Source organism: Sphingobacterium daejeonense (assembly GCF_901472535.1).
GTDB classification, from domain to species: domain Bacteria; phylum Bacteroidota; class Bacteroidia; order Sphingobacteriales; family Sphingobacteriaceae; genus Sphingobacterium; species Sphingobacterium daejeonense.
In genome coordinates, this window is sequence record NZ_LR590470.1 from 530049 (window position 1) to 548248 (window position 18200).

The 18200-nt window shown below is 37.5% G+C and carries 16 protein-coding genes and 2 tRNA genes; 7 read left to right on the plus strand and 11 right to left on the minus strand.

Annotated features, from left to right (window positions below; all coding sequences use genetic code 11):
* Positions 1 to 1503 carry an alpha-L-fucosidase gene (locus FGL31_RS02535; RefSeq protein ID WP_138089605.1) on the plus strand — a complete coding sequence of 501 codons (1503 nt, stop codon included), beginning with the start codon at positions 1 to 3 and terminating at the stop codon, positions 1501 to 1503.
* Positions 1504 to 1694: 191 nt separating this feature from the next.
* Here FGL31_RS02535 and FGL31_RS02540 read toward each other — a convergent pair whose 3' ends face one another.
* From FGL31_RS02540 to recJ, 9 genes are all read right to left on the minus strand, one after another.
* Positions 1695 to 2990, minus strand: a complete 1296-nt coding sequence (locus FGL31_RS02540) for a RagB/SusD family nutrient uptake outer membrane protein (protein WP_197734056.1) — start codon at positions 2988 to 2990, stop codon at positions 1695 to 1697.
* On the minus strand, positions 2956 to 3432 hold the full coding sequence (locus FGL31_RS22965; protein WP_197734057.1) for a RagB/SusD family nutrient uptake outer membrane protein: 477 nt from the start codon (positions 3430 to 3432) through the stop codon (positions 2956 to 2958). The genes FGL31_RS02540 and FGL31_RS22965 overlap by 35 nt, the downstream gene beginning before the upstream one ends.
* 10 nt (positions 3433 to 3442) lie before the next feature.
* The gene (locus tag FGL31_RS22970; RefSeq protein ID WP_197734058.1) at positions 3443 to 3880 is read right to left on the minus strand and encodes a hypothetical protein; all 438 of its coding nucleotides are present in this window, start codon (positions 3878 to 3880) and stop codon (positions 3443 to 3445) included.
* Between the two features lie 16 nt (positions 3881 to 3896).
* A complete protein-coding gene (locus tag FGL31_RS22975) occupies positions 3897 to 4118 on the minus strand; it encodes a hypothetical protein (RefSeq protein WP_197734059.1) in 222 nt (73 codons plus the stop codon).
* Entirely contained in the window at positions 4099 to 6513 is a 2415-nt protein-coding gene (locus FGL31_RS02545; protein ID WP_232046210.1) for a SusC/RagA family TonB-linked outer membrane protein, read from the minus strand. Before FGL31_RS02545 ends, FGL31_RS22975 begins: the two co-directional genes overlap by 20 nt.
* A 390-nt stretch (positions 6514 to 6903) precedes the next feature.
* Positions 6904 to 7974, minus strand: a complete 1071-nt coding sequence (locus FGL31_RS02550) for a branched-chain amino acid aminotransferase (protein WP_138089606.1) — start codon at positions 7972 to 7974, stop codon at positions 6904 to 6906.
* A 519-nt stretch (positions 7975 to 8493) separates the two neighbouring features.
* Entirely contained in the window at positions 8494 to 10011 is a 1518-nt protein-coding gene (locus FGL31_RS02555) for a GH3 auxin-responsive promoter family protein (RefSeq protein ID WP_099371496.1), read from the minus strand.
* A gap of 21 nt (positions 10012 to 10032) precedes the next feature.
* Positions 10033 to 10767: an LPS export ABC transporter ATP-binding protein gene (lptB, locus tag FGL31_RS02560; protein WP_099371497.1), complete on the minus strand. Its 735-nt coding sequence runs from the start codon at positions 10765 to 10767 to the stop codon at positions 10033 to 10035.
* 32 nt (positions 10768 to 10799) lie between these two features.
* Complete coding sequence (gene recJ, locus FGL31_RS02565) at positions 10800 to 12500, minus strand: single-stranded-DNA-specific exonuclease RecJ (RefSeq protein ID WP_138089607.1); 1701 nt, start codon at positions 12498 to 12500, stop codon at positions 10800 to 10802.
* A gap of 115 nt (positions 12501 to 12615) precedes the next feature.
* Between recJ and FGL31_RS02570 the strand changes: the two genes are divergently transcribed.
* The 4 genes from FGL31_RS02570 to FGL31_RS27380 all read left to right on the plus strand — a co-directional run bounded on the left by FGL31_RS02570 (position 12616) and on the right by FGL31_RS27380 (position 15259).
* A complete protein-coding gene (locus tag FGL31_RS02570; protein WP_138089608.1) occupies positions 12616 to 13395 on the plus strand; it encodes an MBL fold metallo-hydrolase in 780 nt (259 codons plus the stop codon).
* 75 nt (positions 13396 to 13470) lie between these two features.
* Positions 13471 to 13950 (plus strand): cation:proton antiporter regulatory subunit, encoded by a 480-nt coding sequence (locus tag FGL31_RS02575; RefSeq protein ID WP_099371500.1) that lies wholly within the window; start codon positions 13471 to 13473, stop codon positions 13948 to 13950.
* 6 nt (positions 13951 to 13956) lie between these two features.
* Positions 13957 to 14505 carry a cation:proton antiporter gene (locus FGL31_RS27375; RefSeq protein ID WP_262709023.1) on the plus strand — a complete coding sequence of 183 codons (549 nt, stop codon included), beginning with the start codon at positions 13957 to 13959 and terminating at the stop codon, positions 14503 to 14505.
* Complete coding sequence (locus FGL31_RS27380) at positions 14495 to 15259, plus strand: cation:proton antiporter (protein WP_262709024.1); 765 nt, start codon at positions 14495 to 14497, stop codon at positions 15257 to 15259. The genes FGL31_RS27375 and FGL31_RS27380 overlap by 11 nt, the downstream gene beginning before the upstream one ends.
* Positions 15260 to 15301: 42 nt before the next feature.
* Here FGL31_RS27380 and era read toward each other — a convergent pair whose 3' ends face one another.
* Positions 15302 to 16180 carry a GTPase Era gene (gene era, locus FGL31_RS02585; protein WP_138089609.1) on the minus strand — a complete coding sequence of 293 codons (879 nt, stop codon included), beginning with the start codon at positions 16178 to 16180 and terminating at the stop codon, positions 15302 to 15304.
* Between the two features lie 113 nt (positions 16181 to 16293).
* Between era and FGL31_RS02590 the strand changes: the two genes are divergently transcribed.
* Positions 16294 to 16366, plus strand: a tRNA-Met gene (locus FGL31_RS02590).
* A 54-nt stretch (positions 16367 to 16420) separates the two neighbouring features.
* Positions 16421 to 16493 (plus strand) — tRNA-Met (locus tag FGL31_RS02595).
* A gap of 224 nt (positions 16494 to 16717) precedes the next feature.
* On the opposite strand, the gene FGL31_RS02600 is transcribed toward FGL31_RS02595, so the two are convergent.
* Positions 16718 to 18190, minus strand: coding sequence for a glutamate synthase subunit beta (locus FGL31_RS02600; RefSeq protein ID WP_138089610.1), 1473 nt, complete (start codon positions 18188 to 18190; stop codon positions 16718 to 16720).
* Positions 18191 to 18200: the final 10 nt, after the last annotated feature.

Here is an 18200-nt window from a genome sequence, read left to right on the forward strand (position 1 = left end):
ATGAAAAAGATATTTAAATACTCCGTGCTTTCTGCTCTTACTGTGCTATCATGCCAATTAGCAAATGCTCAATGGACAGGTCCTAAAGTGAAGCCGACGGAGAAAAAGGAAGTCAAGTATGGTACGCTTACTCCAAAGCATCGAACAGACCCAGCTATGGAAAAATTCAGGGATTATGGTCTTGGTCAGTTTATTCATTGGGGACTGTATGCTATACCTGGAAATGAATGGGAGGGCGTTAGTGCAAGAAAAGGTGCTGCTGCTTCAGAATGGATTCGTACATGGAGCGGTGAGACAGCGCCAAAGGATTGGAAGAAGACATATGACAATCTTTATAAGAAATTTGATCCAAAAGATTTTGATGCCAATGCCTGGGCTAAACAAGCTAAGGACATGGGAGCCAAATATATGATCTTTACCACTAAACATCATGACGGTTTCGCATTGTGGCCAACAAAATATTCGGACTACAATATCACTAAATCTCCCTATAAAAAGGATATTGTAAAAGAAGTGGTTGATGCCTATACTGCACAAGGAATCGATGTGTATTTATATTTTTCTGTTTTGGAGTGGAATAATCCTGATTATCTGACAAAAGAACCACAAACCGAGGAGGAAAAGAAAAAATACAATAAGTTTTTGCAGTACACAAAAAATCAATTGATGGAGCTGCTTGACCTGTATCCTGAAATCAAAGGTTTTTGGTTTGATGGAACATGGGATCAGTCTTGGGTGAAGGCATATGATTTTACCTATAATTTGGAGAAGGAATTGCGTGCAAAACATCCAGGTTTGATTATTGGTTCTCGATTTAGGAATGATGAATTCGGCAAACGACATTTTGATAGCAACGGTGAGATCTTGGGAGACTATGAACAAGGGTGGGAGAGAAAACTTCCTCAAGAATATGAATGGTTAGATGGTAATGATTGGGATGCAGTTATGACGATTCCACCAAACGGATGGGGATATATGAAGGATTGGTCTGGACTCTATACCAAAACCACTGATGACCTCTTGGATATGCTCATGCAAACGGTATCCATGAATGGGAATTTTGTTTTAAACTTTGGACCTGATGGCAACGGATTAATGCATCCGGAAGAAGATATAATCGCTAAAGAATTAGGCGATTGGATGAAGGTGAATGCTGAGGCTGTATATGGTGTCAGACATGTTGACCTTCCTAAAACCAAGCTAGGATATTATACTCAAAAAGATAAAAATCTATACCTAACGGTATTCAATAGACCAGTACATAATATTGCACGAATTGCAGTACCTAAGAAATCTACAGAAGTTCCAATAAAGGCAGTTTTATTGGCAAACGGGCAAGAATTGAAGGTTTCGCATTCAGATATTGGTTTGGATTTGGATAAAAACACTTATTACGATGTGATTATTCCAAGTGATTTCCAATCCAACCGTGCTTTTGTTATTAAAATGGAGCTAGGTCAGCCCTCAAAGTCTTCTGAGAAGCTGATGGATGCAAAAATGTAATAATATATAGTTTGTTAAGTTTTGTTGAAAGGAGGTCGTGAGATCTCCTTTTTTTTAATGGAACAGAAAGCGGAGGATAAAATAAATGCAAAGGGCTCAATATTTATCGAGCCCTTTTATAACAACAGTACCCTATTACTATGGTTATTTTAAACTATTTGATTAAATCTTTCTTGATCTATCCTTCTGTTTTACCAATTAGGGTTTTGCTCAATCTTTGGATTGATCGCAATCTGATTTGTCGGAATAGGCCATAAATAATCTTTTGCAGGATCAAACTTTCGAAGATTGGCATCTTGAAGAATAATATAGTTCTTGCTGTTTACTGGTGTATTTGCTGCCCATTTCTCTCCTGTTGTCGTTAAGAATTCAGTAAATAGGTAGCTGCCGATTAACGGTTTTTTCATTTCGACTTCGGCAGTTTTCCAACGGATTTGGTCCCAATAGCCGAAGCCTTCAAAAGCAAGTTCTACTAATCTTTCTCTGCGTATCTCTTCGCGCATATTTAGTGAATTAGCATTTACAAAATCATTGCTCAATTTTGGCATATCTACGAAATTAGGCAGTTCTGAAGTGCCAATATTTATTTGAGGAAGTCGCGCTCTTAATAAATTTATAGTTTGATCTAAATCAGCGTCAGAAATGCTTTCATTAAGCTCATAAGTGGCTTCTGCATAAATTAAAAGTACCTCAGCATATCTTAAAATTGGTTTGTCAATATATGATGCTTGTAGGTTCCAGAATTCTTTGTTGGCATATTTTCGAATTCCGTAACCACTGCGATGTTGCCTTGGATTTGGAATCGTATAATTACTGCTAGAGATAAATTCATCTCCCGTTTTAAATATGGTGAAACTCATCCTAGGATCCTTTTTATTGAAGTATTCGGAATATTTAGTTTCTTTTGTTGGTTCTTCGTATAATTTTGATTTTGTAATGGGTAAACCATCAGCCATTAAATAGTTGTCAACGAAGTTCTGTGTAGGCAAAATGTTACTTCCTTCATAATAGCGTTGTACAGCAGTGCTAGAAACACTGTTCTCCCTATTAACCCCATATTGTCTCACAATTATATTTTCTTTGTTAGTGCTACCTTCTCCTGCTTGTTGGAATAGATTGTAATAAGCATTGTCAGTTCTTTGTCCGTTACTTTCGATCTTTGACTGTGAAAAAAGAGCGTGTTGCTTTGAGTCCATAACTTCTTTTGCTGCGTCACGCGCCATTGTCAAGTATTTTTTAGCATCTCCGTATTTATGGAATTTTGCTCTTGTACCTTCGAATAAAGCTACTCTGGCTTTAAAAGCTAATGCTCCTGTTTTTGAAATCCTTCCGTATTCTTTTGCTGCAATCAATTCTTCATGAGTTCTTAAATTTTTCACAGCAATGTCCAAATCATTAAGTATCAGATTTATAATATCTTCACGAGAAGCTCTTGGTGCAAAAACTTCAGGGTCATCTGGCAATAATGTTTTTATTATCAATGGCACGCCTCCAAAGCGTTTTGAACATTTCATAATAATACATTGCACGGAAGAAATGAGCTTCTCCTACATACCAATTTACTTCTTTTTCAGTTCCTCCTTTCTCAATCACGTTGGGTGCATTTTCAAGAAGTTTATTTGCTTGAAAAATGTTGTAATAGTTATAGTCACCACTGGTCGCTGGTGTTGCCCTTGATCCATCGCTAATGCCGGTCCCTGATCCACTATTTGAATATCCATAACTCGACCAAACATCTTCAGCTACATCATCGGAAGTCAATCCTGGAAGAGTCGTGTAGAAAAAATTTGCGGCCATTTTTAAATCATTTACTGTATTCCAGTAATTTGCATCACTCATTGAAGTTTCAGGTATTTCATCAACTTCGCAAGAGCTCACCCCTGTAAAAATCAAGGAGCCTATTAATAAATATATAAATCTCTTTTTCATTGTGTCAATATTATAAATCGATGTTCAATCCAAACGATACAGTTGTAGCAAATGGATAAGGTGAAATCTTATTGTCTTCAGGTCTAATCTCCGGATCAATTGCTCCTTTAAATACACCTAATTTTGATACTGTAAGAATATCTTCAGCAGATACATAAACCCTAATTCTATTGAAAGGTAATTTCGCTACTTGATCTTTACTTAATGTATAACCAAGTTGGATGTTCTTTAATCGGGCATAAGCTCCGCTTCTGTACCATTTATCAGAATTTTGGAAGTTATGACTGCCTTCTAAATATGGTCTCGGAAATGCAGCATCCCTATTTTCTTCGGACCAATAGTCCATTTGGAAATCCATTGGCAGATACCAAGAATATAATTGAGGTTGAATTAATTCATTACTTGGTTTTAAAAAGCGTTTTCCAATACCTTGGATAAAGAAGGACATGTCAAAGTGTTTGTAATTAAAATAGGCGTTTATACCATAATTGATATCTTGGATTTGTATCACCCATATAAACTAAATCCCCTGTATCTCCGACGATGTTTTTTCCTGGTGTAATTATTCCATCTCCGTCAATGTCGATATATCTGACATCTCCAATACCTGGAACACCTGTTTTATTGATAAAACGTTCGTAGCTTGGTGCATTTTCTAAGTCAGCTTCATTTTTGGAAGTAACCATCAGTTTTATATGCCCATATTGAATTCATCGCATACCCTTCAACTAATTTGTTAGTACCTGAATAAACGATATCATTTGCTCCACCATAACGAATAAGTTTGTTTTTGTTATCTGCCAAGCTTACACCAATGTTATAGTTAAAATCATCTCCAATTTTATCTCTATAACCAAGGCTAAATTCCCAACCCCAAGTATGCAATTCCCCTTGGTTGGTCTTAGGTACACCTGCACCAATAGTTGCCGGCATACTGATATTTACTAGCATATTTCTGTTGAATTTTTGAAAATATTCAAATGCTCCAAATAATTTTCTGTCCAACAAGTTAAAGTCTAAACCTAAATTTCGAGTTTCTATAGTTTCCCAGCTAAGGTCTCTACCTGGTAAGCGTCCTTGATTAATATATGTTTGTTTGATATCATTGATCAATACATTTGATCCTGTTGATAGAGTTGCAATGAAGTCGTAATATCCTATTCCTACTGTCGAACCCACTTTACCCCAAGATACCCTTGGTTTCAATTCGTTAATAATAGAAGTTGCTCCTTGGAACCAATCTTCTTTTGCAACATTCCAACCCGCAGAAAAAGATGGGAAAACTTTTACTCTAACATCAGGAGATAGTCTTGAACTCTCATCGCTACGTACAGTTGCCTCAAAAAGGTATTTTTCTTTATAATTGTAATTAAAGCGTCCGAAATATGATTGCATTTTTTCTCTATACGCATATTGAACATGGGACTTATTTAATGGGTCAGAGGTGAAGTTTAAACTAGGGTTGTCGTTAACATATAAGTTTTTGGTTGAGGCTGAAATATATTCATAATCATTGTCATAAAATTGATATCCACCCATCAAGTGAAAATTATGGTTTTCTGCAACAGTTAAATCATAATCAACTACAGCCTGAACATTTTGTTTCAATGTTTTATAATTGGTTACGGAATAATTGTTTGGATTGTTCAATTGAGATTTCGTGTTTGGAGTAGGTCCAGAATAATAATCAACTGTTCTGCGGAAGTTTCTATTTTGTAAATCAATGTTTTCTCTACTGTACATTAATTTTACTTCCAATCCTTTGACAAAATTATTGATCGTAGCGGTTACATTATTGAAATATGTCCTTTTAAGATCATCGTTAAAACCACCTTCTTTCATCAAAGCATACCCAAATGCTGAAGAAGTCCCACTTTTATAGAATGTGCCATCCTCATTATAGATTGGGAATCTCATTCTTGAGGAATAAAACTGTCTTAGGATTGAGTTTCCTCCTCCGTCGATTGAGTAGCCTCCATCTTGTGGATTATCAGTTTTTTGATTTATAAAAGCATTACCTATATCTAATTTCAAATAATCTGTTACTTGAGCAGATACATTTGCTCTAGCGTTTATTCTGGAGAATTTGTCATCACCCACTTTGAACATACCATTTTGAGTCATATTACCCAACGAAGCCATATAGGTTATTTTATCTGAGCCTCCAGTAAACTGAATGTTGTTGTTGTAGATGTTGTATTTTTTTTGAATAACTTGATCTAAAATATTCTGTTGGTTATAAGTTCTCCATTGACCGTTGGATCCTAATACGAAGGTTGGACCATTTACTGCATAATTGAGGTCTTCCTCCGAATATTCTTCTGCAATTCCAGCGTTCCTTCTTGCAAGGTTGACATAGTTCATTTCATCTATTAGAGAAAGTCTATCGGGCATTGCACCAGGTCTTTGTATTCCTAAATTGCTAGAGAATGAAATTCTCCCTGCACCTGAACTTCCTTTTTTTGTTGTCACCAAGATTACACCTCCGGCAGATTGAGCACCGTAAATTGCTGTTGCACCTCCATCTTTCAGGATACTAATGTTTTCGACGTCATTTGGGTTCAATGCTACAAACGTTTCTTCAGAACTAATTACCCCATCGATAACGATTAAAGGACCAACAGATCCATTTGCAGATGTTTCGCCTCGGACAGATATGTTTAATCCTTGTCCACCAGGTCTTCCTGAGTTTCTAGTTACTACTAATCCTGGTGCTGCTCCCTGCAACATGTTTGTAATAGTTGGTGAAGGTCTGTTTTGAAGAACTTTGGCATCTACCTGAGACACAGCACTAGTCAGGTTGGTTTTCTTTTGATTCCCATAACCCACTACAACAACTTCATCAAGAACATCTTCCGAAGAGTCTAAAGTTACGTTGACAGCATTAGAAGCTACAACCTCTTTTGATTGATAACCGATGTAGGAAAATGTTAGGGTTGAAGAATTGCTGTTGACTGAAATGCTGAATTTACCAGCCGAGTCAGTAGAAGTGGTTCTACCTTCATTTTTAACAGAAACCGTGACACCTGATAATGGGTTTCCATCCTTATCACGTACTGTTCCTGATATTTCTGTTTGCACAGAATTGTTTAAATTAAAAGCATGGTTAAATGCATAATTTGGTTTTTTCACCTTTCCAAAAGTTGGAGAGGCAAAAAGTAGGGAAGGAGATATCAAAGCTAAATGTATAATTGCTTTGGACCACCTTACTTGGGTTAAGTAATGTTTACTTCTCATTTGAATCTAAATGAATGGTTGTTTGTCAGATTTGTTGGTTATTATGTGCTAATTTTAGGGAGATAAATTATAATAATCGAATGTCTGACGAAAGCAAACGATTGTTTTAATTACGAAATCGTTTGAGTTGATAGATGTTGTAATCGTAAATTGCGGAGAAGTATAATTTTAAAAGAAATAAAAAAGGTTGCCACATGTGGCAACCTTTTTTATTTTAAATAATTAAATTTTTTGTTATTCAACAATAAAGTTCCAACCAAATGGATCTTCGATTTTACCGTATCTTAAATCATTTAAGTACGCTAAAACCTTGTTTGAGAATTCGCGTCCTTCTACCGGAGGTAGGGTATAGTCTTGTCCTTCGAATCCGATTCTGTCGATATGTGTTATTGTTGCGGCTGTTCCTGCGGCAAATGCTTCTGATACTTCGCCAGCTTTTATACCATCGATAAGTTCTTTCACAGATACTTTTCTTTGTTCAGCTTTGTAACCCCATTTTTCGGCAAGTTCCATGATCGTTCTTCTGGTAACACCATGTAGGATGGTATCGCCATGTGGGGTGATAATGGTATCTCCGATTCTGAATATTAAGTTTGCTGTACCAGCTTCTTCGATGTATTTGTGTTCTAGCGCATCTGTCCACATAATTTGGTCATAGCCTTCATTATTTGCCAATTGTGTAGGGTGTAATGATAATGCATAGTTACCTGCATTTTTTGAAAATCCTACTCCACCTTCTGCAGCACGTGTATAGTGCGTTTCCACTTTTAAGCTGATTGGTTTGCTATAATAAGCACCTACTGGGCAAGTGATGATTATGAATTGGTAAGATTTTGAAGGGTGTACACCCAACGCTGCTTCAGTACCAAACATGAAGGGTCTGATATACAAGGCTGTTCCTTGTTTTGAAGGAATCCAGTTTCGGTCTACATCCAATAGTTTTTTCAATCCGTCCATAAAGATTTCTTCAGGGACCTCAGGCATCTCTAAACGAGCTGCTGATTTATTGAATCTTTCCCAGTTTTTGTCGGGGCGGAAAATACTAACCGTACCGTCTTCAAATTTATATCCTTTAATACCTTCAAAGATTGCTTGTCCATAATGCAGTGCAGACATGGATGGGCTTACGCTGAGATTTCCGTAAGGCACAATCTTTACTTCTTCCCATTGTCCGTTGTCATAATTTGCGACCAACATATGGTCAGACATAATTTGACCAAATTTTAAGTTGTCAAAGTCTACTTGCGAAATTCTAGATTGTTGCGTAGGCTCTACTTGAATAGTGATATTTTCTATGGCACTCATGTCAAAAAGAATGTTTATTGCTGTGCAATTTAGGGAAAAAAAATAAAAGCTGAGGTGATTTGTCGTTTTAAAAATGTTCTGTCTGTTTTCCTATGCAATGATGTGTATACTTTGCTATACTCGATTTTGGAAATTAAAGATAGATTGCGAGTTTAAACTACAATTTGATTATCGGTACAGTATTTGGAATAAAGCATATGCTTTTGACAACATATTGAAAGATTTCTAACCATTATCAATAGTAAAGTGCAGGACGGTAGCCGGGAAATTTGATAGCTAGTATTTAGAGACTATTTGTAAAAGTATTGAAGGCATATAATTAAAGGTTTTAACTAACAAATCCAAAATGGAAAGAGAATCGACTGATTTAAATGCTCAAGCCACACCTACAGTAGGTGGATGGAAATTTATCCTTGGCTTTTTTGTCTATCTATATAAAACTGCAATTCGCCCCTAATAGATTGTTTGCCTGTGAAGGTGTTTTATTAGTACTTGAACCTACTCGGTTTAAGAATAGTTTTAAAGGCTTTGAATTAACTTTAAAAGTGGATCTAAATATTCCCTGCTGTTAGCTAAGCGAGGAACTTTATTCTGTCCACCCAACTTGCCTCGGCTTTTCATCCAAGCATAAAAGGTTCCTTTCGGGACATTGTGAATTATGGGGAATGAAAGTGCCATGTCTTTATAGCGCTTCGCGTCATAATCAGAATTTATTTCCCTCAATGTCGCATCCAATATTTCACTGAATCTTACTAAGTCATTTGGCTCTTTTTCAAATTCAATAATCCATTCGTGTGCCCCAGCGGTTTTGTCATTAAAATAAACAGGGCCTGCCGTATAGTCTTGGATGTTTGCATCAGTTGCTTTGCATGCTACTTGTAATGCATGTTCAGCATTATCTACTATAATTTCCTCCCCGAACGTGTTGATATATTGTTTTGTTCTACCAGAGATTTGGAATCGGTATGGAGATAGTGAGGTAAACTTGATGGTATCACCAATTTTATATCGCCACAAACCAGCATTTGTTGAAATAATCAAAGCATAATTTTTTCCTAGTTCAACTTCATGCAGACAAAGCGTTTTCGGCCATTCGTCGTTGATGTTTTCCATTGGAAGAAATTCGTAATAAATACCATAATCCAACATCAATAGCAAATCATCTGAATCAGAACGATCTTGCAAGCCGAAATATCCCTCAGAAGCATTATAGTTTTCAAGGTAATACATGTTTTCTGAAGGGATCAATTTTTTAAATTGATCTCTATATGGTTTGAAGCTTACGCCTCCATGGCTGTAAAATTCAAGGTTAGGCCATACTTCGAGGAGATTTTCTTTTCCAGTTATTTCCAAGATTCTGTTTGCCATAACCATATTCCATGTTGGTACTCCGGCCAAGCTCGTAACATTTTCTTTGATGGTTATTTGAGCAATCTGTTCAATTTTCTCTTCAAAATTCGGATTCAGCGTTACTTCTAAAGTTGGGGTTCGCTTAAATTCTGCCCAAAATGGTAAGTTTCTTATGAGGATGGAAGATAAATCTCCATAATAAGAATCGGGGCTAAAATTGTTGATTTGGGATGACCCTCCGATTACCACCGATTTGCCCATAAAAATTTTGTTTTCCGGTTTATTATGGCAGTAAATGGAAAGCATGTCCTTACCCCCTTGATAATGACATTCTTCCAAAGCTTCAATACTAACTGGTATAAACTTGCTGCGGTCTGAGGTTGTACCTGATGACTTTGCAAACCATTTGATATCTGATGGCCAAAGGATATTTTGCTCTCCTTTGATCATTCGGTCTACATATACCTTTATATCATCGTAATCCTGGATAGGGACTCTGTTTTTATATTCCTCAGGCGTATAGATGCTGTTATAGCCATATTTCTTGCCCCATTCAGTTGCTTCAGCGGCTGAAATAAGACTTTGAAACCACTCTTCTTGGACATCATGGGGATACTTCATGAACAGATCAATCTGATGCATCCGCTTTTTCATTATCCAAGTAAAAAGAGAGTTCAATAAGGCCATGGTTATGCGTAATCTTTAATTTTAGAATTTTTTACGTCTTAATTCAAAATGTCGTCCTAGGTAAAATTTGCGGGCTAATTCATTGTCTGCAATTTCTTCAGGTGTTCCGGTCAACATTATTTTTCCTTCTGTTAAGAGGTATGCTCTATCCGTTATTGATAATGTTTCTTGCACATTGTGGTCTGTGATTAGAATACCTATATTTCGGGTTTTTAATTTAGCCACGATGGTCTGGATTTCCTCAACAGCGATTGGGTCTACCCCTGCAAATGGTTCGTCAAGAAGAATAAAATTAGGGTTTGCCGCTAGTGCGCGTGCGATTTCTGTTCTTCGGCGTTCACCTCCGGAAAGTAAATCACCTCTATTTTTTCTAACACGGTGTAAGCTGAATTCCGTAAGCAATTCTTCAAGTTTCGCTTTTCTTTCTTCTTTATTGGGATAATGGATTTCTAGAACTGCGAGGATATTATTTTCAACAGAAAGTTTTCTGAAGACGGATGCTTCTTGGGCAAGGTACCCAATTCCGCGTTGAGCACGCTTGTACATTGGGTCTTGGGTAATTTCTAAATCATCTAAGTAAACGTGGCCTTCGTTTGGTTTAATCAATCCTACGATCATGTAGAAAGAAGTTGTCTTTCCGGCACCATTAGGGCCCAATAGACCAACAATTTCTCCTTGCTCAACATGAAAGGATACATCATTTACTACGGTACGCTGTTTATATTTTTTAATTAAATGTTCTGCTCTTAGAATCATGTGTTTAAAACCCTTATATGCAAATATATTTTTTAAAATCGAATTGCTTTAACAATTAATTGCAAATTCTTTTTGCCGCGCCAAGTATTTTCTCCAATACTAAAGCAAATATCGAATGGTTTGCCAGTATTGATAGCTTCACAATATTCACCTAGACCGAAACCGATACAATCGAATTTGGGAGAATCAGATTGTTTAACTGAAAATTTGAGATGGGTTCCTCCAACGACGTTGGCATTATAACCCATGGTGACTTGCTTAGCAAGGAAAGTAGGTGATTCATTCTCTGGTCCATGAGGTTGAAATTGACGTAGTAATTTGTAGAAATCAGAATTTATTTCTAATAATCTGATTTCTTTTTCGATAGCTACCTCTTGTTGCAACATTTCTGGTTTTATGCTTCTACTGACAACCTCTTCAAAACGCATTTGGAATAAGTTAATATTCTCCAATTGCATGGTTAATCCAGCTGCATATTTGTGGCCGCCATATTGGTCTAACAGATCACTGCATTCACTCAAAGCTTCATACAGGTCAAAACCAACTACTGAACGTGCAGAACCTGCGATATGCCCATTCGTATTCGTCAGGATAATGGTTGGTCTATAGTATCTTTCGGTCAGTCTTGAGGCAACGATTCCAATGACTCCTTTATGCCAGTCTTTTTTATAAAGGACTGTTGTTTTTTGTTTCTGCAATTGCACATCATTGTCCAAGAGTTCCAATGCCTCTTGGGTGATTTTGAGGTCAAAATCCTTGCGCTCATTGTTTTGAACATCTACACTTTCTGAATATTCTGTTGCTTCAGGAAACGATTTTGAAATCAAGAGTTTGACGGCATCTTTAGCATGTTTAATCCTTCCTGCAGCATTTATTCGAGGGCCAATTTGAAAAACAATGTCATTAATTGTGAATTGTTCTGCTTTATGGGTTGATAGATTAATTAATGCTTTTAATCCCCAGCATGGATTGCTATTTAATTTTTTAAGGCCAAAATAAGTTAGCGTTCTGTTTTCTCCCGTAATAGGGACTATATCCGATGCAATGCTTACTGCTACCAAATCCAAATATTGGTAAGCCAATTCCATTTGCATTTGATTTTGTTTGATAAAAGCTTGGATTATTTTAAAACCAATTCCGCAACCTGACAATTCCTTGTAAGGGTAAGGACAATCGGTGCGTTTTGGATCCAATACAGCAATTGCATTAGGCAATTCTGGTCCTGGTAAATGATGATCTCCAATAATAAAGTCGATCCCTTTTGAATTGGCATATTCAATTTTATCGATGGCTTTGATTCCGCAGTCTAATGCAATTATCAATGAGAATCCATTTTCTGCGGCATAATCAATTCCTTGATTAGAAATTCCATATCCTTCGCTATACCGATCAGGGATGTAAAATTCTAAACCGGAGTTGAAATCCCTGAAAAAACTGTAAACTACCGATACTGCTGTAGTGCCATCTACATCATAATCACCATAAATCAATATTTTTTCTTTATTGCCGATTGCTTTTTCAATTCGGTTTATAGCTTTATCCATATCTTTCATCAGAAATGGATCATGTAGATGTTCTAAGGAAGGTCTAAAGAATTCTTTTGCTTCTTCGTAAGTTTCTATTTTTCTGTTAATTAAAAGTTCGATGATGATCGGGTTTACACGCAGTTCCTGTTGGAGCTTGTTTATTTTGTCTACGTTCTTTTTAGGTTTCAGCACCCACCTTTTTTGCATATCTTTGCCTTCTAATTAACGTGTAAAGATACATTATATCAAGCGACTTACCTAATGAGGTCAAGGATGTATCCTGATATACACACATAACTGTCAAGATAACAAACAAATACAAATGGCTCGAGCGCACTCACTGTTTGAAGGTTCTTATTCTGTTGATAAAAGCAAGCAATTTATTCCCTTCGATCCAAAGAAAGATGATCCAAAAGATAGACTTGGATCCTTGTTTATTCATGTACATCCATTTTTAATAGAGACCAAAGACGGGCTTATCGTTTTAGATACTGGTTTAGGCCTCCGCAATGAAGCTGGGGAGTTGGTCATCCATGAGAACATTAAGAAATTAGGTTTTTCGGTGAATGATGTTCGTTATGTATTGATGTCACATCTTCACAAGGACCATGCAAGTGGTATGGTGGATGTGAAAGATGGGGTGAAACGATTGGCATTTCCGAATGCAGAATATGTTATCCAGGAAAAGGAGTGGGAGGATGCCTATAGTTCAGAAAACCCTTCTTATCGCACGGAAGTGTTTGATGTATTGCAGCGCAGTGGCAATATTCTGTTTGTAAATGGTGATGGTCAGCTTACACCCGAGATTCGCTATGAACTTTCTGGTGGTCACAGTGAGTTTCATCAAGTGTTTCATATTGAAACTGAGGGTGAACATTTTTTCTTTGGGGGAGATGAATTGCCTGAGCCAGAAGAAATATTCAGGAGTTTTATCGCCAAGTATGATTATGATGGCAGGAAAGCTCGTGATTTAAGGGCCGAATATTGGGCGGCAGGTGCTCCTGAAGGTTGGGTATTTTTGTTTTACCATTCCAAAAACATAGCTGTTGGTAGGCCAGAAAAGAAATCAGACGGCAGTTATAAGATCATAAATGCTGAATAATACATCTGAATTCAATATATTTGAGAATAACGGAACTAATAATTTTTCTAATTTTTAATTAAATAAAAGGAAATCATGTCGATAGTTAGAGAAAGTGACCTGATTGGTATTGGTAAGAAATACCAAATTGAAACTGATGCTGGAGACAGTATGGTCGTTGTCATCCATGATGATGGCCGTAGGGAGTTGTACCGTCATGAAGATGAAGACAACGAAACTCATTGTGTAATGACCATGTCGGATGAGGAATCACGTCAAGTTGCAGGGATTTTAGGAGGGTTGTCATATAAACCAAAAGCTTTGGAAACCATTGAGGTAGCTTTGGATGATTTGCGCATTGAATGGTACAAGGTAGGAGATTCAAATGATGGCGTAAATAAAAGTATCGGTCAGTTGGAAGTAAGACAACGTACCGGAGCATCGATTATTGCAGCAATACGAGAAGAAGAGACCATTATTAACCCAGGTCCTGATTACGTTATTACACCCGGCACCACTCTTGTCATCGCCGGAAAGCAAAAGAACATCAAACTTTTAAAAGAAATCTTACTATAATTTTTTATGCACAGTAACCTCATTATAGAAATTGGAATAGCAGTTTTATTGGTAGCACTTGTTGGCTTACTGGCCAATAGGCTTAAATTTTCGGTGATTCCGTTTTTTATCGTGATCGGTATGGTGTTGGGAAATGAATCTTATCCTGACTTTGTTGGCGACTTGTTGGTGAAAATTGGCAATGAAGGCGTAACAAACTCCGTAAATTCCGTTTGGTCGTTTTTGACATTTACGGAAAGCAAGCCGTTCATAGACTTTATGGGTCGGCTTGGGGTCCTATTCCTACTATTCTACTTAGGGTTGGAATTTTCTGTAGGTAGGCTCATCAAATCGGGCAAGTCGATTGTTGCAGGTGGAAGTATATATGTTGTTCTTAATTTCATGTCTGGATTGCTGGTGGGTTGGATGATGAATTTGCCATTCAAAGAAATGATGGTGCTCTGTGGAATTATGACCAGTTCATCAACCGCCATTGTTGCAAAAGTATTGACGGATCTAAAAAGAACTGCAAATCGAGAAACAGAGGTTATTATGGGAATGATTCATGTTCGATGATCTATTTATCGCCATGCACATCTCATTTTTGTCAGGGTTAATATTAACTGGTAGTAGTTCATTCTGGACTGTGGCTGGAACTTCCTTGCTTGCATTGGGATTCATTCTTTCATTTTTGATTTTGGGAAGGAAATTAGTGCCTTTTATTGATAGGCTACTTCAGGAAAAATCATCGGAATTGTTTATTCTGATCATATTTAGCTTATTGTTTACTATTGCTGGGTTTTCTGAGACTATCCATGTTGCTGAAGCGATTGGTGCTTTAATGGCAGGTTTGGTGTTTGCAGATTCCAGATATATCAAAAAGATTGAAGGCATGGTATTGCCATTCAAGGATTTTTTTGGTGCCATGTTCTTTTTCAGCTTTGGTCTTTCGATCGATATGTATTCTTTGGGAGGAGCAGTGGGTTGGGCGACATTTGCCGCTGCGATCACTGTTGTATGTAACGTAGCTTCCGGATATTTTGCAAGTAGATTCTCTGGATTGAAACCAAAAAACTCAGTAGATATAGGGTTTACCTTATCTGCAAGAGGGGAGTTTTCAATTATTATGGCGAATATTGGAAAAGCTGGTAAATTATTGCCGGTTATTCAGTCATTTGTTGTCGTTTATGTATTGATACTTTCCATTGTATCTCCGTTGCTGACCAAAGAGTCACGAAACATCTGGAATAAATTGGCGGGACAAGATGATGTATCTCGAAAACCGAAGAAAAAATTGAGCGATCTTGAAGCTTCAGTCCAAGAAAATTAAAAGCATAAAAAAAGGGTAGAATTTATTTTCTACCCTTTTTCGTTAATCATCGTATCCGAAACTTTTCAGATAATTCTTTTTGCTTCTCCAATCTGGGATAACTTTAACAAAAAGTTCCAAGAATACCTTTCCACCAATAAACTCTTCAATATCTTGGCGGGCATAAGTTCCTACCTTCTTGATCATTGACCCGGCCTTGCCTATGATTATATTTTTCTGTGAATCTCTTTCAACGATAACTTCAGCGGCAATCCGTGTAATATGCCCTTCTTCTTTAAAAGAAGTCACAATCACTTCGGTGCTGTAAGGGATTTCCTTGTCATATAATTTAAATACCTTCTCTCGGATAATCTCTGAGACAAAGAATCGCATTGATTTATCTGTCAGCTCGTCTTTTTCATAATATGGGGGATGTACAGGCATTTTGCTTTTAATGTATCCCATTACAGCCTCTACGTTATAGCCTAATAAAGCTGAGATTGGGAATATGGCATCAGGTTTTATTTTTTCCTGCCAGAACTCCATTTTTGCTTTTACCTCTTCTTCAGAAGATTTATCCACCTTGTTGATTATTACTGCGACAGGTGTGTTTGTATTTCGTAATTTTTCGAGAACATCGTTCTCATCATATTTTTCATGGATGTCTGTAACAAATAAAATAACGTCGGCATCGATGATTGAACTCATCACGAAGTTCATCATAGATTCTTGGAGGTCATAATTTGGTTTTATTACACCTGGGGTATCCGAGAAAACGATTTGATAATCGTCATCATTGACAATTCCGATGATTCGGTGTCTAGTTGTCTGAGCCTTAGGGGTTATGATTGACATCTTTTCACCCACTAGGGCATTCATCAAGGTCGATTTACCTGCATTAGGTTTACCGATTATACTTACGAATCCTGCTTTGTGTGACATTATTTAATTTTTTATTTGTTTTACAAAGAAACAAATAATATCTTTGTACTCCAATTCGGAGATAGCATAATCTGCTTTTAACAAATGTGAAAGTAGATTTCTAGAAAATATATTGCGGGGTGGAGCAGTTGGTAGCTCGTCGGGCTCATAACCCGAAGGTCATCAGTTCGAGTCTGGTCCCCGCTACTAAACAAAAAGGATTGAACGCGAGGTTCAATCCAAAGACATTTAAGAATATATTGCGGGGTGGAGCAGTTGGTAGCTCGTCGGGCTCATAACCCGAAGGTCATCAGTTCGAGTCTGGTCCCCGCTACTATTTGAAGGTTTCAATCGAAAGATTGGAACCTTTTGTCGTTTATATAATTCCTTTTTTCCTCTAAAAACTCCTCTTGCTACCCAACAGGGGATTTTAAGTATTATTTTTTATCTGATCTGCGGTTAAATCAAAACTTTAGCCTTCTACTGCCTTTTGTCTATAAAAAAACAAAGCCGGAAAGAATCTCTTTCCAGCTTGTTCAAAATATAAACTAAAATTAATTACACATTTGCGTAGCTGTAAACAGCTTCCTTGCTTTCCAATACTGAAGTGCCCATTAGGAACTCATCTACCTTTCTGGCGCATTCACGGCCTTCCGAAATTGCCCACACCACTAAGGATTGACCTCTCCTCATATCTCCAGCTACAAATACTTTGTCACGGTTTGTTTTATATTCTGATTCTGTAGCATCGACATTTCCTCGGTCAGTCAATTTAAGTCCTAATTGTTTCAATAGCCCTTCATGTTGAGGGTGCAAGAAGCCCATTGCTAGGGTTACCAACTCACAAGGAATTTCTCGTTCTGAACCTACTACCTCTTTAAATGACACCGGTCTTCCCAAGGCATCCACTTCCCATTCCAAATCCACGACTAATGCCGCTCTTAAGTTACCGGCTTCATCACCCAAGAACTCTTTAGTGCTAATGCTCCAATGCCTTTGGCAACCTTCCTCATGTGAGGTTGTCGTTTTTAGCAACATTGGATAGCTGGGCCATGGCATTGCTTCTGTACGTGCTGTCGGAGGTGTAGGCATTAACTCAAATTGAGTTACAGACTTCGCACCATGTCTGTTTGAAGTGCCGACACAGTCTGACCCTGTGTCACCACCACCGATTACCAGCACATTCTTGTCTTTGGCGTGGATTTCTTCAACTTCTATCGTTGAATTCCCCACTCTTTTATTCTGTTGTTTTAGGAATTCCATCGCATAGTGGACTCCTTTCAGTTCTCTTCCTGGAATATTGAGGTTCCTAGGAATTGTAGAGCCACCTGCAAGAACAACTGCATCATATTGATCTAGTTCATGTACTGGGACATTGTTTCCAACTTCAGCGTTTGTTTTGAATACAACTCCCGATTGTTCCATGATTTCAACCCTTCGGTCGATAACGGATTTGTCTAATTTAAAGTCAGGAATACCGTACCTTAACAATCCTCCGATTTTATCATCTCTTTCGTATACAACCACATCGTGACCAGCTTTGTTCAATTGCGCTGCTGCAGCCATGCCCGAAGGTCCAGATCCTACAACGGCAACTTTTTTCCCTGTTTTAAGATAGCTTTTGTTCGGCTTAACATAACCTTTTTTGTAAGCAATCTCAATGATGTGTTTTTCGATCTCTTCAATAGCAACTGGGTTTTTGTTGATTCCCAGTACACATGCTGATTCGCATGGAGCTGGACAAATCCTTCCGGTAAATTCTGGGAAGTTATTTGTCGATGACAATATATTATATGCTTCTTCCCAATTTCCGTCATACACTGCGTCATTGAACTCTGGGATTACATTTCCTAGAGGGCAGCCAGAATGGCAAAAAGGAATACCGCAGTTCATGCATCGAGCTGCTTGATTATTTAATTGATCCTCACTGAATTCGTGAACAAATTCTTGGTAATTCTGTCTTCTGCTTTCCACAGCATCTTTCTGAGGAAGCGCTCTTTCAAATTCTAAAAATCCTGTTGGTTTTCCCATGATGATGTTC

Coding starts and splice junctions, on each gene's coding strand:
- lptB (WP_099371497.1), bottom strand. CDS start 10,767: ATGATTCTAAGAGCAGAACATTTAATTAAAAAATATAAACAGCGTACC.
- FGL31_RS02600 (WP_138089610.1), bottom strand. CDS start 18,190: ATGGGAAAACCAACAGGATTTTTAGAATTTGAAAGAGCGCTTCCTCAG.
- FGL31_RS02535 (WP_138089605.1), top strand. CDS start 1: ATGAAAAAGATATTTAAATACTCCGTGCTTTCTGCTCTTACTGTGCTA.
- FGL31_RS27380 (WP_262709024.1), top strand. CDS start 14,495: ATGTTCGATGATCTATTTATCGCCATGCACATCTCATTTTTGTCAGGG.
- FGL31_RS02550 (WP_138089606.1), bottom strand. CDS start 7,974: ATGAGTGCCATAGAAAATATCACTATTCAAGTAGAGCCTACGCAACAA.
- recJ (WP_138089607.1), bottom strand. CDS start 12,500: ATGCAAAAAAGGTGGGTGCTGAAACCTAAAAAGAACGTAGACAAAATA.
- FGL31_RS27375 (WP_262709023.1), top strand. CDS start 13,957: ATGCACAGTAACCTCATTATAGAAATTGGAATAGCAGTTTTATTGGTA.
- FGL31_RS02555 (WP_099371496.1), bottom strand. CDS start 10,011: ATGGCCTTATTGAACTCTCTTTTTACTTGGATAATGAAAAAGCGGATG.
- FGL31_RS22965 (WP_197734057.1), bottom strand. CDS start 3,432: ATGAAAAAGAGATTTATATATTTATTAATAGGCTCCTTGATTTTTACA.
- FGL31_RS02570 (WP_138089608.1), top strand. CDS start 12,616: ATGGCTCGAGCGCACTCACTGTTTGAAGGTTCTTATTCTGTTGATAAA.
- FGL31_RS22970 (WP_197734058.1), bottom strand. CDS start 3,880: ATGTCCTTCTTTATCCAAGGTATTGGAAAACGCTTTTTAAAACCAAGT.
- FGL31_RS02575 (WP_099371500.1), top strand. CDS start 13,471: ATGTCGATAGTTAGAGAAAGTGACCTGATTGGTATTGGTAAGAAATAC.
- era (WP_138089609.1), bottom strand. CDS start 16,180: ATGTCACACAAAGCAGGATTCGTAAGTATAATCGGTAAACCTAATGCA.
- FGL31_RS22975 (WP_197734059.1), bottom strand. CDS start 4,118: ATGGTTACTTCCAAAAATGAAGCTGACTTAGAAAATGCACCAAGCTAC.